A 15,483-nucleotide genomic window follows, 5' to 3' on the forward strand; every position below is an offset into this window, starting at 1 on the left:
CCGGGGTGCTCGGAAGCGCGGGCCAGGCCAACTACGCCGCCGCCAACACCTACCTCGACGCCCTCGCCCACCACCGGGCCGCGCTCGGGCTGCCCGCGACGTCGCTCGCGTGGGGGCTGTGGGAGGCGGCGAGCGGGATGACCGGCGCGATGTCCGGCGCGGACGTCGCCCGCATCGGCCGCCTCGGGCTCACCCCGCTCGGCACCGACGACGCGCTCGACCTCTTCGACCAGGCCCTCGCCGCCGACCGCCCGCTGCTGGTGCCCGCGCGGCTCGACGTCGCGGCGGTCCGGAGCCGGGCCCGGCACGGCGCGCCGCCGCCGATGCTGCGCGGCCTCGTCCGGGCCCCGCGCCCCACCGGGCGGACGGGCGGCGGCGCGGGCGGCGCGGCGTGGCGGCGGCGCCTCGCCGGGATGTCCGAGGAGGACCGGGAGGCAGCGCTCCTCGACCTCGTCCGGACGCAGGTGTCCGTCGTCCTCGGGCACGCGACGGCCGGGACCGTCGACGCCGACCGCACGTTCAAGGAGCTGGGCTTCGACTCCCTGACGGCCGTGGACCTGCGGAACCGGCTGAACTCGGCGACCGGGCTGCGGCTGCCCGCGACGCTCGTCTTCGACCACCCGACCGCGACCGGCCTCGCCCGCCACCTCGCCGACGAACTGCTCGACCGCGCCGCCGCCACCGCAGCCCCGGTCGCGGTCACGGCGGTGGACGACGACGAGCCCATCGCGATCGTCGGAATGGCGTGCCGCTATCCGGGCGGCGTCCAGACGCCGGAGGACCTGTGGCGCCTGGTCGACACGGAGACCGACGCCATCTCCGGCTTCCCGACCGACCGCGGCTGGAACCTCGAACAGCTCTACGACCCCGACCCCGAGCACGCAGGGACGACCTACACCCGGCACGGCGGATTCCTCACGAACGCCGCCGAGTTCGACGCCGCGTTCTTCGGCATCAGCCCGCGCGAGGCCCTGGCCATCGACCCGCAGCAGCGGCTCCTCCTCGAAACGGCCTGGGAGGCGCTCGAACGCGCCGGGATCAGCGAGCCGTCCGTGCGCGGCAGCGCCACCGGCGTGTTCACCGGAGTGATGTACGGGGACTACCGGACGCGTTTCCTGAAGGCCCCGGACGGTTTCGAGGGATACCTCGGCACCGGCAGCTACGGCAGCGTGGCGTCCGGGCGCATCGCCTACACGTTCGGGCTGGAGGGCCCGGCCGTGACCGTGGACACCGCGTGCTCGTCGTCCCTGGTCGCCCTGCACCTGGCCGCGCAGGCGCTGCGGCAGAGCGAATGCGACCTGGCGCTGGCGGGCGGCGTGGCGGTGATGGCCACGCCCGACACCTTCATCGAGTTCAGCCGCCAGCGCGGGCTGTCGGCGGACGGGCGCTGCAAGTCGTTCGCCGCGGCGGCGGACGGGACGGGCTGGAGCGAAGGCGCCGGAATGCTCGTCCTGGAGCGGCTCTCCGACGCCCGGGCGAAGGGGCATCCGGTGCTGGCGATCGTCCGCGGCTCCGCCATCAACCAGGACGGCGCGAGCAACGGCCTCACCGCGCCGAACGGTCCGTCGCAGCAACGGCTCATCCGGCAGGCCCTCGCCAACGCCGGACTCCGGCCGGACGACATCGACGCCGTCGAAGCCCACGGCACGGGAACGACGCTCGGCGACCCCATCGAGGCGCAGGCGCTCCAGGCCGTCTACGGGCAGGACCGGCCCGCCGGGCGGCCGCTCCGGCTCGGCTCCGTCAAGTCGAACATCGGCCACACCCAGGCGGCGGCGGGCGTCGCCGGGATCATCAAGATGGTCCAGGCCATCCAGCACGCCCGGCTCCCCCGGACGCTGCACGTCGACTCGCCCACCCCCCATGTCGACTGGTCGTCCGGCGCGCTGACGCTGCTCGCCGAAAGCGAGGAGTGGCCGGAGACCGAGCGTCCGCGCCGGGCCGCCGTCTCGTCCTTCGGGATCAGCGGGACGAACGCCCACGTCATCCTCGAACAGCCGCCCGCGGCCGACGAGCCCGCGACGGAGAGCGGCGACCCGCTGCCCTGGCTCCTGTCCGCCAAGACCGAACCGGCGTTGCGCCAGCACGCCGCTCGCCTTCACGCCTACACCCGCGAGAACCCCGAGATCGATCTCAACGGCGCCGCCCGCGCGCTCGCCGCGCGGACGCATTTCCAGCACCGCGCCGCGATCCACGCCGCCGACCGCGACGAACTCCTCACGGCGCTCAACGACCTGGCGAACGGGACGCCCTCGTCCGAGGCCGTCTACAACTCCGCCCCGGCGCAGCCGAAAGTGGTGTTCGTCTTCCCCGGGCAGGGCAGTCAGTGGCCCGCGATGGCCACCGAACTGATCCAGAGCGCGCCCGCGTTCGCCGAGCACATCCAGGCGTGCCACGACGCGCTGGCGCCCCACACCACCTGGTCACTCATCGACCTGCTCACCAACCCCGACCCCGAAGCGCTCAACCACGTCGACATCGTCCAACCCGCGCTGTTCGCCGTGATGACCAGCCTCGCCCACCACTACCGCACCACCTACGGGATCGTCCCCCACGCCGTCATCGGACACTCCCAAGGCGAAATCGCCGCCGCCTACACGGCGGGCGCGCTCACCCTCCCCCACGCCGCCGAGGTCATCGCGCAGCGCAGCCGAGCACTGACCACGCTCCAGAACACCGGGACGATGGCGTCGATCCCCGTCCCGCCGGACCAGATCCCGCGCCACCCCGACCTGCACATCGCGGCAACCAACGGGCCCAGCACCACCATCGTGTCCGGGCCGGTGAACCTCCTGGAAAGGCTGGTCGGCGACTACAACGACCAGAACATCCAGGCGCGGCTCATCCCCGTCAACTACGCGTCGCACTCGCCGAACATCGAGACCATCAAGGCCGAGCTGATCGGGACGATCTCCGACATCGAACCGCGGGCGGCGAACGTCCCGTTCTACTCCACCGTCACCACGTTCAAGCATGACGGTGAAGGGCTCGACCCGGACTACTGGTACCGCAACGCGCGGCACACCGTCCGCTTCCAGGAGACCATCCACAACCTCCTCAACACCGGACACACCCTCTTCATCGAAAGCAGCCCCCACCCCGTCCTCACCACCGCCATCCAAGACACCATCGACACCACCGACCACCACGCACACGCCATCGGCACACTCCGCCGCGCCAAACCCGCCACCCACCAATTCACCCGCGCCGTCGCCACCGCCTACACCCACGGCCTCCACCCCACCTGGCCCTCCACTCAGGCCACTCCGGCGCACGACCTCCCCACCTACCCGTTCCAGCGCGACCACTACTGGCTCAACGCGCCCAGCGGTGCGACCGACGCGACCGCGCTCGGCCTCGGCGGGGCGGGGCATCCCCTCCTCGGCGCGGTCGTCGACGCGCCCGAGGACGGCGACCTCGTCCTGACCGGGCTGCTGTCGCTCCAGGCGCAGCCGTGGCTCGCCGACCACGCGCTGAACGGGACGGTCCTGCTGCCGGGCACGGCGTTCGCCGAACTCGCGATCGCCGCCGGGGAGCGCGCCGGAGCCCGCCGGATCGAGGAGCTGACGCTGGAGTCGCCGCTGATCGTCCCCGAGCAGGGCGGCGTGCGGCTCCGGGTCACGGTCGGCCCGCCGGACGAGACGGGCCGCCGCCGCGTCGCCGTGCACTCGCGTCCCGACGACGAGCCGTGGACGCGCCACGCCGTCGGCCACCTCACCCCCGACGACGCCCCCGCCGAACCGGCCCCGGCCGAGTGGCCGCCGCAGGGCGCGACGCCCGTCCCGCTGGACGGCCCCTACCTCACCCTCACCGAGCAGGGCTACGGCTACGGCCCCGCCTTCCAGGGGCTCCGGTCGGTCTGGAAGCGGGACGGCGAGGTGTTCGCCGAGGTGCGCCTCCCGGAGGAGGCGGGCGCCGACCCGTCCGGGTTCGGCGTCCACCCGGCGCTGCTGGACGCCGCGCTGCACCCGGTGATGCTCGGCGCGCTCGGCGCCCGCGAGTCCCGGCTGCTGCCGTTCTCCTGGTCCGGGGTGTCGTTCCACGCGGCGGGCGCGGCGACGCTCCGGGTGCGGCTGACCGCGGTCGGCGCGGACGGCGTCGGCCTGGCCGCGACGACCGAGTCCGGCGCGCCGGTCGCGTCGGTGCGGTCGCTGACGCTGCGTCCGGCCGACCCCGAACGCCTCCGGCAGGGCGCCCGGCACCGGACGCTCTACCAGGTGAACTGGGAGAAGACCGCCCCGTCGGCCACCGCCCCGGCAGGGCGCTGGGCCGCGGTCGGCGCGCCCGTCCCCGGCGCGCGGCTCTACCCCGGGACGGACGCGATCGAGGACGTCCCGGACACCCTGTTCCTCTCCCCGCCCGCCGACGCCGACGTGCACACCGCGCTGAACGACCTGCTGACGTTCACGCGGGAGTGGCTCGCCGACGAGAGGTTCGCGGACACCCACCTGGTCGTCGTGACGCGCGAGGCGATGGCCGTCCGCGACGGGGACACCGTCGGCGACCTGGCGCACGCCGCCGTCTGGGGCCTGATCCGCTCGGCCCAGTCCGAGCACCCCGGCCGGTTCACCCTCCTCGACCTGGACGCCGCCCCGGACGGCCCGGACGCGCTGGCCGCCGCCCTCGCCACCGGCGAGCCGCAGCTCGCCCTGCGCGGCGACGGCGCGTACATCCCCCGGCTGGGCCGCGTCGCGCCGGAGCCGGGGCCCGCGCCCGACCCGGACGGGACCGTCCTCGTCACGGGCGCGACCGGGGCGCTCGGCGGGCTGGTCGCGCGGCACCTGGTCACCGAGCACGGCGTCCGCCGCCTCCTGCTGGTCAGCCGCCGCGGACCGGCCGCCGAGGGCGCCGCCGACCTCGTCGCGGACCTCACCGGGCTCGGCGCGGACGTCACCCTGGAGCCCTGCGACGTCGCCGACCGCGACGCGCTCGCGGCGCTCCTCAGCCGCGTCCCGGCGGAGCACCCGCTGACCGCCGTGGTCCACACGGCCGGGGTGCTCGCGGACGGCGTACTCGAAGCGCTCACCGCCGAGCAGCTCGGCGAGGTCCTCCGTCCGAAGGCCGACGCCGCGCTCGCGCTGCACGAGCTGACCCGCGACCTGGACCTGTCGGCGTTCGTCCTGTTCTCGTCCATGGCCGGGCTGATGGGGACGGCGGGCCAGGCGAACTACGCCGCCGCCAACGCCTACCTCGACGCGCTCGCCACCCGGCGCCGGTCCGAAGGGCTGGCCGCGTGCTCGGTGGCGTGGGGCTGGTGGGAGGACGACGGCGGCATGATCCGCGACCTCGGCGACCGCGACCTGCGGCGGATGCGGCGCGCCGGGCTCGCCCCGATGCCCGCCGACTACGGGCTCGCCCTGTTCGACGCCGTGTGGACGGGCGCCCGCCCGGCCGTCGCGGCGGCACGGCTCGACGCCTCGCACGTCCGGGCCGGCCGGGAGCAGATCCCGCCGCTGCTGCGCGGGCTGGTCCGCCCGGCGGTGCCGCGCGCCGACGAGGCGGCGGCGGGCGGCGCGGCCGCGCTGCGCGACCGCCTCGCCGCGCTGCCGCCGAAGGAGCGGACCGCCGCGCTGGTCGACCTGGTGCAGGCGAACGTCGCGACCGTCCTCGGGCACGCGACGTCCGGCTCCGTCGAACCGGACCGGGCCTTCAAGGAGCTGGGGTTCGACTCGCTGACGTCCGTCGAGCTGCGCAACCGGCTGAACGACGCGACGGGGCTGCGGCTGCCCGCCACGCTCGTCTTCGACCACCCGAACCCGGGCGCGCTCGCCGCGTTCCTCGAAGACCGCCTCCTCGGCCGGGACGACGACGCGCACCGGCCCGCGCGGGCGGCGGCGTCCGCCGACGAGCCGATCGCGATCGTCGCGATGGCCTGCCGCTACCCGGGCGGCGTGCGCGGCCCGGCCGACCTCTGGAAGCTCGTCGCGGACGGGGACGACGCGATCACCGGCTTCCCCGAGACGCGCGGCTGGAACGTCGACGACCTGTACGACCCGGACCCGGACGCCCCCGGCAAGCTGTACGCGCGCGGCGGCGGCTTCCTCCACGACGCCGACGAGTTCGACGCCGACTTCTTCGGCGTCTCCCCGCGCGAGGCGCTCGCCACCGACCCGCAGCAGCGGCTCCTGCTGGAGACCGCGTGGGAGGCGATGGAGCGGGCCGGGATCGTCCCCGCGACGCTGCGCGGCACCCGCACCGGCGCGTTCGTCGGCGTCATGTACAACGACTACGCGTCGCGGCTGCACCGGGCGCCGGACGGCCTCGAAGGCTATCTGAGCACGGGCAGCGCGGGCAGCGTCGCGTCCGGGCGGCTGGCGTTCACGTTCGGGCTGGAGGGCCCGGCGGTCAGCGTCGACACGGCGTGCTCGTCGTCGCTGGTCGCGCTGCACCTGGCCGTCCAGTCGCTGCGCAACGGCGAGTGCGACCGGGCGCTCGCGGGCGGCGTCACGGTCATGTCCACGACGGACACGTTCGTGGAGTTCAGCCGCCAGCGCGGCCTGTCCCCGGACGGCCGGTGCAAGTCGTTCGCCGCGTCCGCGGACGGCACCGGCTGGGGCGAGGGCGTCGGACTCGTCATCGTCGAGCGGCTGTCGGACGCCCTCGCCGCCGGGCACCCCGTGCTCGCGGTGATCAAGGGCTCGGCGGTCAACCAGGACGGCGCCAGCAACGGGCTGACCGCGCCGAACGGCCCGTCGCAGCAGCGCGTCATCCGGGCCGCGCTCGCCGACGCCGGGCTCGACCCGGCCGACGTCGACGCCGTCGAGGGGCACGGGACGGGCACCGTCCTCGGCGACCCGATCGAGGCGCAGGCCCTCCTCGCCACATACGGGCGGGAGCGCCCGGCGGACCGGCCGCTGTGGCTCGGCTCCATCAAGTCGAACATCGGGCACGCCCAGGCCGCCGCCGGGATCGCCGGGGTCATCAAGATGGTCGAGGCGCTCCGCCACCGGACGCTGCCGAAGACCCTGCACGCGGACGAGCCGTCCCCGCACGTCGACTGGTCGAGCGGCGCGGTCGGCCTGCTCACCGACACGATCCCCTGGCCGGACGCGGACCGGCCCCGGCACGCGGCGGTCTCGTCGTTCGGGATCAGCGGCACCAACGCCCACCTGATCCTCGCCGAGGCGCCCGAGCCGGAGCCCGCCGCGCCCGCGGTCGAGGGCCCGCTGCCGGTGGTGCTGTCGGCGAAGACCGGGACGGCGCTGCGGGAGCAGGCGGCGCGGCTGGCCGGGTTCGTCCGGGAGAACCCCGACGCGGACCTGGCCGAGATCGCCTACACCCTCACCGTCGGGCGCAGCACGTTCGACCACACGGCGACGTTCACCGCCGCCGACACCGCCGGGCTGCTCCGCGACCTGGACGCGTTCGCGTCCGGCGCGACCCCGCCCGACCCGCCCGCGGAGGTGCCCGCGGACTGGCACGGCGGGCTCAGCGCCCGCACCCACCACAACGCCGACGTCCCGACCTACCCGTTCGAGCACCGGCGGTACTGGATCCAGCCGCCCCCGCCCGCCGGGGACCTCGGCCGGGCCGGGCTCGCCGCGACCCGCCACCCGTTCCTCGCCGCCGTGATCGAGCTGCCGGACGAGAAGGGCCACCTGTTCACCGGGCAGGTCTCGCTGGACGCCCACCCCTGGCTCGCCGACCACCGGGTGCACGACGCCGTCGTGCTGCCGGGCGCCGCGTACGCGGACCTCGTCCTGCACGCCGCCCACCACCTCGGCTGCGACACGATCGACGAGCTGGTGCTGCACGCGCCGCTGGTGCTGCCGGACGACGGCGCCGTCCAGGTCCGGATCGTGACCAACCCGTCCGGGACGGACGGACGCCACGACTTCACCGTCCATTCGCGGCCCGCCGACCGTCCGGGCGAGCGGGACGGCTGGACCCGCAACGCGGCGGGCGTCCTGCGCACCGCCGACGAGAACGAGCAGGGCGGGGCGGGCACGGCGCCGCCGCCGGACGCCGCGCCGCTCGACCCGGCCGACGCCTACGACCGCCTCGCCGCGCTCGGCCTCCCCTACGGCCCCGCCTTCCAGGGCCTCGCCGCCCTGTGGGAGCACGGCGACGACCTGTACGCCGAGGTCAGGCTGCCCGAGGACGTCCCGGACGCGGCCGCGTTCGCGGTCCATCCCGCGCTGCTGGACGCCGCGCTGCACCCGTTCGCGCAGCGCGGCGACGCGCTCGCGCTGCCGTTCGCGTGGTCGGGCGTCACGCTGTCCGCGACGGGCGCGACGGCGCTGCGGGTGCGGATCACCGCGACCGGGCCGGACTCGCTGGAGCTGGCCGCGACGGACGAGAACGGGCTGCCGGTCGTGTCCGTCCAGTCGCTGAGCACGCGCCCCGCCGGGGACGAGCTGTTCACGCGGGCGTCGCGGCCGTCGACCGCGGAGTCGCTGTTCGAGCCGGTCTGGAAGCCCGTTACCGCACCGGACACCGCGCCGGACGGGGACCTCGCGATCCTCACCCCCGACCAACTGGACGTCGCCGAACTCCGCGACGCGATCGCCGCCGGGACCCCGGCGCCCGAGTTCGTCGCCACGTCCTGGCGGTCGGGCGGCGGCGACCCCGCCGCCGAGGCGCACGCGCTCACCCGCGCGATGCTCGCCCTCCTCCAGGACTGGCTGGCCGACGACGCGTTCGCCGACACGCGGCTCGTCGTGCTCACGCACGGCGCGCTGGCGGCGGACGGCGGCGAGGCCGTCCGCGACCTGCCCGCCGCCGCGCTGTGGGGACTGGTCCGCAGCGCGCAGGCGGAGCACCCCGAGCGCGTCCAGATCATCGACGTGGACGACGCGTCCGGCGACGCGGCGGTCCGGGCGGCCGTCGCGAGCGGCGAGCCGCAGGTCGCGCTGCGGGACGGGGCGCCGCGCGTGCCGCGCCTCGCCCCGGCGGCGGCCGACGACGCCGCCGGGACCGCGCTCGACCCGGACGGCACCGTCCTGATCACCGGCGGCACCGGGACGCTCGGCACGCTCGTCGCCCGCCACCTCGTCGAGCGGCACGGCGTCCGGCATCTGCTGCTCGTCAGCCGCCGCGGCCCGGACGCCGAGGGCGCGCACGCGCTGGACGACCTCGACGCCCACGTCACCGTCGCCGCCTGCGACACCGCCGACCGGGACGCGCTCGCCGCCCTGCTCGGCGGCGTCCCGGCCGAGCATCCGCTCACCGCCGTGGTGCACGCGGCCGGGCTCCTCGACGACGGCGTCCTGACCTCCCTCACTCCGGAGCGGCTGGACGCCGTGCTGCGGCCGAAGGTCGACGCCGCCTGGAACCTGCACGAGCTCACCGGCGACCTGGACGCGTTCGTGCTGTTCTCGTCCGCCGCCGGGACGCTCGGCAACGCGGGGCAGGGCAACTACGCCGCCGCCAACGCCTACCTCGACGCGCTCGCCCGGCACCGCCGCGACCGCGGCCTGCCCGGCGTCGCGCTGCCGTGGGGCCTGTGGGCGACCGACAGCGGCATGACCGGCGGGCTCGACGCCGCCGACCGCTCCCGCCTCACCCGGAACGGGATCCTGCCGCTGCCCACCGAGGACGCCCTGCGCCTGCTGGACCGGGCGCTCGCCGCCGGGGCGCCGCCGGTGCTCGTCCCGCTGAACCTGGACCGGGCCGCGCTGCGCGCCCGCGCCGAGGACGGGACGCTCCCGCCGCTGTTCGGCGACCTCGTCCGCGCCCCGGCCCGGCGCGCGGGGACGGCGGCGCCGCAGCTCACCGCGCGGCTCGCCGGGATGTCCGGCACCGAGCGGCGCGCGGTCCTGCTGGACCTGGTGAGGTCGCAGGCCGCGGCCGTCCTCGGGCACGGCGGGCACGCGGCGGTGGACGCCGACCGGGGCTTCATGGACCTCGGCTTCGACTCCCTCACCGCCGTCGAGCTGCGCAACCGGCTGAAGCGCGCGGTCGGGCTGCGGCTGCCGACGACGCTCCTGTTCGACTACCCGACGCCCGACACCCTCGCCGACTACCTCCGCGACCGGCTCGGCGACCGGCTCGGCGCGGGCGGCGACGCGCGGCCGCCCGTCCTCGCGGAGCTCGACCGGCTGGAGGGCTCGCTCGCGACGCTCTCCCCCGAGCTGCGCGACGAGCTGACCGGCCGGCTGTCCGGGCTGCTGACCAGGCTGACCGGTGCGACGCAGCCCGCGGGCCGGGCCGCGAGCGAGCTGGCCGGACGGCTCAGCACCGCGTCCGACGACGAGATGTTCAGCCTCATCGACGAGACGCTCAACGTTCCGGGCACGGGCGGCGGCGCCGGGACGAACGGCGAACAAGGGGCGCTTTAGCCCGGCGTCCCACGATGGATCACGAGCCGCAGACGCCCAGGAAAGGTGCCCGATGACCGTCCCCGACATCCGGCTTCGCTCGGTCGCGACGACACTTCCGGGCCCCGCCGTCGACAACGCGACGCTGACCCGCCGGTTCTCCATGCCGAGCGCCTGGGAGACCTGGATCGACGACTTCGTCGGCACCCGGACCAGGCACTTCGCCGTCGACCTCGGCACCGGGGAGGTCCGGCACACGCTCACCGACCTCGGCGCGGCGGCGGGCCGCAAGGCGCTGGAGGACGCGGGCGTCGACCCCGGCGAGGTCGACCTGATGGTGCTGGCGACGTCGTCCCCGGACATGCTCATGCCCGCCACCGTCAACATGGTCGCGGACCGGCTCGGCATCGACGGGCTGCCCGCCTACCAGCTCCAGTCCGGCTGCACGGGCGCGGTGCAGGCGATCGACGTCGCCTGCCAGCTCCTGCGCGCCGGACGCGGCCGGACCGCCCTCGTCATCGGCGCCGACTCCTGCGCCAAGCACCTGGACGTGACCGTCGACCCCGCCACCCTCACCCCCGCCGAGCAGATCAACGGCGTGCTGTTCGGGGACGGCGCGGGCGCGATGGTGCTCGGCACGGGTCCCGCGCCCGGCCGGGCCGTGCTGCGCGGGGTGCTGCTGAAGCTCGCCGGGCTGGGCCGTGCGCCGGGGCAGACCGTCGCCTGGTACGGCGAGCGCGGGCGCACCGGCGGTGACCGGCCGATCGGCGAGGACTACAAGGCGATCGAGGAGTCCGTCCCGGGCCTCGCGGCGGAGGCGCTCGACGAGCTGCTCGACGACCTCGGCTGGAAGGAGTCCGACCTCGACTACCTCCTGCCGCCGCAGCTCTCCGGGCGGATGACGGCCCGCATCGTCGAGCGGCTCGACGTGCCCGGCGCGCACGAGGTCTCCTGCGTCGCCGAGACCGGCAACACCGGCAACGCGCTGCCGTTCTTCCAGCTCGAACGGGCGCTGCCGCGGATGGTCGCGGGCGACCGCGCCGCCGCCGTCGCCATCGAGTCCAGCAAGTGGATCAAAGCGGGCTTCGCACTGGAGAAGAGCTGACCCCATGGACGCTCCCGACGACCGAGAGACCCTGCTCGACCTGCACCGCACCGGCAAGCTCGTGGACCGCTACCCGGCCGTGCCGGGGCTGCTCGCCGGGATGTCCGGCGCCGAGCTGGTCACCGCCGGGCGGCTGCTCGCCCGGCTCGACCCGGACGAGGTCGCCGCCGCCCACCCCGGCGTCCCCGCCGTGACCGTCGCCGTCACCGGGCACGGGACGCTGGCGCAGCTCGTCCCGCCGCTCACCGCCGAGCTGGCGAGGCACGGCCTGCTCGCCCGCCCGCTCGTGTCCGACTTCGACCGGTGGGTGTTCGACCTCGGCGACCCGGACGGCGACCTGTACGCGGCCGAGCCCGACCTGACGCTCTGCGTGCTCGACCACATGGTCGTGTTCGACGAGCTGCCGGCGCCGTGGCGCCCGGACGACGTGGAGCGCGCCACCCGCGAGAAGGCCGACCTGGTCGAGCGGCTCGCGGAGCGGTTCCAGGAGTCGGGGCGCGGGACGCTGGTGCTCAACACCGTCCCGCTGCCGCACCGCTTCGCCGCCCAGCTCGTCGACCACGGCTCGCGGGCCCGGCTCGGCGTGCTATGGCGGGAGTTCAACGTCCGGCTGCTGCGGCTCGCGGAGCGGTTCCCGGCGGTGACCGTCCTCGACCTGGACCCGCTGGTCGCCGAGGGCGAGCCCGCGACCGACCCGAGGCTGAGCCAGTACGCGAAGGCGCACCTGTCGCCCGGCCTGCTCGCCCGGTACGCGCGCCAGGTCGGGCACCTCGCCCGGCACGTCACCGGACGGACGAAGAAGGCACTCGTCCTCGACCTGGACGGGACCGTCTGGGGCGGCATCGTCGGCGAGGCCGGGCCCGAGGGCATCGAGGTCGCGGACGGCTACCGGGGCGAGGCGTTCGCCGCGTTCCAGCGGGTCGTCAAGCAGCTCGGCGCGCAGGGCGTCCTGCTCGCCGCCGTCAGCAAGAACGACCCCGAGCCGGTCGCCGCCGCGTTCCGCGACCTGCCCGGCATGACGCTGCGCGAGGACGACCTCGTCCGCGTCGTGGCGAACTGGCGGCCGAAGCACGAGAACCTCACCGAGCTGGCCGCCGCGCTCGGCATCGGCGTCGACTCGTTCGTGTTCGTGGACGACAGCCCCTACGAGCGCGGCCTCGTCCGGCACGCGCTGCCCGGCGTCGCCGTCGTCGCGGTGGACGAGGAGCCCGCCCTGCACGTCGAGGCCCTGCTCCGGGACGGCTGGTTCGACGCCCGCACGCTGACCGAGGAGGACCACGCCCGCGTCGGCCGCTACCGCGCCGAACTCGACCGCAAGGACTTCCTCGACACCTTCGACTCCCTCGCCGACTACCTGCGCGGCCTGGACCTCACCGTCCGGATCGCGGAGGCGGACGAGGCGCAGGTCCCGCGCCTCTCGCAGATCACGCTGCGGACCAACCAGTTCAACCTGACCACGGTCAGGCTCCAGCCGTCGGAGGTCCGGGCCCTGCTGGACGGCCCGGACACGACCGTCCTCGCCGTCGAGGCGGGCGACCGGTTCGGCGAGCACGGCGTCGTCGGCGCGCTGTTCCTGCGCCGCGACGGCGCGACGCTGCACATCGACAACTTCCTGCTGAGCTGCCGGGTGTTCTCCCGCGGCATCGAGCAGGCGTGCCTCGCGGCCGTCCTCGCGCACGCCCGCGCCTCCGGCGCCGCCCGGGCGTCCGGGCACTACCGGGCGAGCCCGAAGAACGGCAAGGTCGCGGACTTCTACCAGCGCAACGGCTTCGTCCCGGCGGCGCCCGGCGGGCAGGGCGACGGGACGGCCGCGCGCTTCGACCACGACCTCGCCGGCATCCCAGACCCCCCGGAGCACATCCATCTGATCAACGGCCTTGGAGGCGAAGGTTCGTGAACACCATCGAGGAGTTCCGCGCGCTGCTGCGCGAGGAGCTCGGACTGTCCGTGACCGAGGAGGACCTGGCCGCGCCGCTCGACCAGGTCCCCGGCTGGGACTCCGTGCACGTCCTCTCCCTGCTCACCCTGCTGGAGCGGCGGACCGGCCGCAGCCTGCCGCTGAGCTGGTTCCTGGAGGCGAGCACGCTCACCGAGATCTTCGGGCTGGCCCGCACGGACACCCGGACGGGCACCCGCGCGGGCACCCGGACGACGGCGCCGTGAGCACCGCCCCGATCGCCCGCGAGCGCCGCCCCACGCTGCGCTTCCTCGACGAGATCCGCTCGTTCGCGCCGGTCCACCTCGACACCGAGGTCGACATGACCGGCGTCCGGGCGCACCGCGCGGCCGGGCACGCCGCGGGCCGCCACTACTCGACCACGGCGTACGTGCTGCACGCCGCCGCGCGGGTGCTCGCCGCGCATCCCGCCGCGAACGCGGCGATCCGCGGCCGCGTCCGGCCGAAGGTCGCCCGGTACGACACCGTGAACGGCAAGTTCACCATGGACCGGACGGTGAACGGCGAGCGCGTCGTCCTGTCCGCCGTGCTGACCGGCCTGGAGAACGCGAGCCTGGACGACGTCCAAGAGCAGCTCGACCGGTTCCGCGACGGCGACCCCGAGACGATGCCGGAGTTCGCCGGGGCCCGGCTGCTGCGGCGGCTCCCCTGGCCACTCGGCACGCTGGCGTTCCGCGCCGGGGTGCGGCCGCTCGGCCGCCGCGCCGCGACCATGGGCACGTTCGCCGTCACGTCCCTCGCGCACCGCCCCGTCGACGGCTTCCACTCGGTCGGCGGGACGACGATCACGCTCGGGCTCGGCCGCACCGCGGACCGCCCGGTCGTCCGGGACGGGCGGGTCGCGGTCGCGCCGGTCATGCGGCTGAACCTGACCTTCGACCACCGGGTCGTCGACGGCGCCGAGGCGGCCGACGTCCTCGCCGAACTCCGCGACGCCCTGGAGACGGTCAAGCCCGCCGCCGACCCGGCCCCCGACCTCGCCCCGGCGGCCGGGGAGGAGCGGGGATGAACGACGTCGCAGAACTGAAGCGGTACGTCGGCGCGCACGCCCAGGGCCAGCGCATCAAGGGCTACCGCGACCTGCTCGACCGGATCGAGGCGGACGAGGGCGGCGGCCCGGGGAGCTGGGTCGGCGAATGGGTCCGCGCGGGCGAGGCGCTGGAGCGGCGCGGCCGCCACCTCGACGCCGCCCGCTACTACACCATGGCCAGGTTCCCGTTCGTGGACGGCCCCGCCCGCCAGGACGCGCTGGAACGCGGCGTCCGCTCCATCGACCGGTGGGCGGGCGAGCGGCAGGACGTCGAGCTGCTCACCATCGAGGCGGACGGCGGGACGGTCCGGTGCTGGGCGAGCGGCCTGTCGGCCGCCGACCCGAAGCCGCTCCTGGTGATCATGGGCGGGATCGTCACCGTCAAGGAGCAGTGGGCGCCGCTGCTCACCGGGATGCGGCGGCTCGGCGTCGCCGGGCTCGTCACCGAGATGCCCGGCACCGGCGAGAACGGCCTGCGCTACGGGCCGGACTCGTGGCGGATGCTGCCCGCGGTCCTCGACGCCGTCGCCGGGCGCGCCGACGTCGCCGACACCTACGCGATCGCGCTCAGCTTCAGCGGGCACATGGCGCTGCGCTGCGCCGCCGAGGACCCGAGGCTGCGCGGCGTGATCACGGTCGGCGCGCCGGTCGGGGCCTTCTTCACCGACGCCGGCTGGCAGCGGCGGCTCCCCCGGATCACCGTGGACGCCCTCGCGCACATGATCGGCGTCCCGTCCGGCGAGGTCGCGGGCGGGCTCGCCGACTGGGCGCTGTCGGCCGCGCGGCTGCAGAAGCTGGACGTCCCCGTCTGCTACACCGCGAGCCTCCGCGACGAGATCATCCCGCCGGAGGACGTCCGGCTGCTGCGGGAGAACGTGCGGCGGCTCGACCTCGTCGAGCACGACGACGTCCACGGCTGCCCGGGCCACCAGCGGGAGACGCAGCTCTGGACGGTCGCGTCCCTGTTCCGCTGCCGGAACGTCCGCTCCCCGGCGAGCGGGCTGATCGGCCTGCTCCTGAAGGCCGAACGCGCCCGCGGCCGCCTCTCCCGGAACCGCGGCTGACCCCCGCCCGGGCCCCTCGCACCGACGATCCCCGCCTCCCTGTCGCAGGGGAGGCGGGGACGGCCCGG

6 protein-coding genes are annotated in these 15,483 nt (G+C 75.6%); all 6 read left to right on the forward strand.

The window, feature by feature from the left end; genetic code table 11:
* A partial coding sequence (locus ACH01S_RS46430) for a type I polyketide synthase (RefSeq protein WP_157406360.1) occupies positions 1-10,280 on the forward strand: 10,280 nt, incomplete at its 5' end.
* A 52-nt stretch (positions 10,281-10,332) separates the two neighbouring features.
* On the forward strand, positions 10,333-11,364 hold the full coding sequence (locus ACH01S_RS38870; protein ID WP_067904570.1) for a 3-oxoacyl-ACP synthase III family protein: 1,032 nt from the start codon (positions 10,333-10,335) through the stop codon (positions 11,362-11,364).
* Between the two features lie 4 nt (positions 11,365-11,368).
* Positions 11,369-13,261, forward strand: a complete 1,893-nt coding sequence (locus ACH01S_RS38875) for an HAD-IIIC family phosphatase (protein ID WP_067904573.1) — start codon at positions 11,369-11,371, stop codon at positions 13,259-13,261.
* On the forward strand, positions 13,258-13,527 hold the full coding sequence (locus tag ACH01S_RS38880; protein ID WP_067904586.1) for an acyl carrier protein: 270 nt from the start codon (positions 13,258-13,260) through the stop codon (positions 13,525-13,527). The genes ACH01S_RS38875 and ACH01S_RS38880 overlap by 4 nt, the downstream gene beginning before the upstream one ends.
* Positions 13,524-14,330, forward strand: a complete 807-nt coding sequence (locus ACH01S_RS38885; protein WP_067904589.1) for a 2-oxo acid dehydrogenase subunit E2 — start codon at positions 13,524-13,526, stop codon at positions 14,328-14,330. Before ACH01S_RS38880 ends, ACH01S_RS38885 begins: the two co-directional genes overlap by 4 nt.
* Positions 14,327-15,415, forward strand: a complete 1,089-nt coding sequence (locus ACH01S_RS38890; protein WP_067904591.1) for an alpha/beta hydrolase — start codon at positions 14,327-14,329, stop codon at positions 15,413-15,415. The genes ACH01S_RS38885 and ACH01S_RS38890 overlap by 4 nt, the downstream gene beginning before the upstream one ends.
* Positions 15,416-15,483 lie beyond the last annotated feature (68 nt).

It is taken from the genome of Actinomadura chibensis NBRC 106107, assembly GCF_001552135.1.
Lineage (GTDB): Bacteria > Actinomycetota > Actinomycetes > Streptosporangiales > Streptosporangiaceae > Spirillospora > Spirillospora chibensis.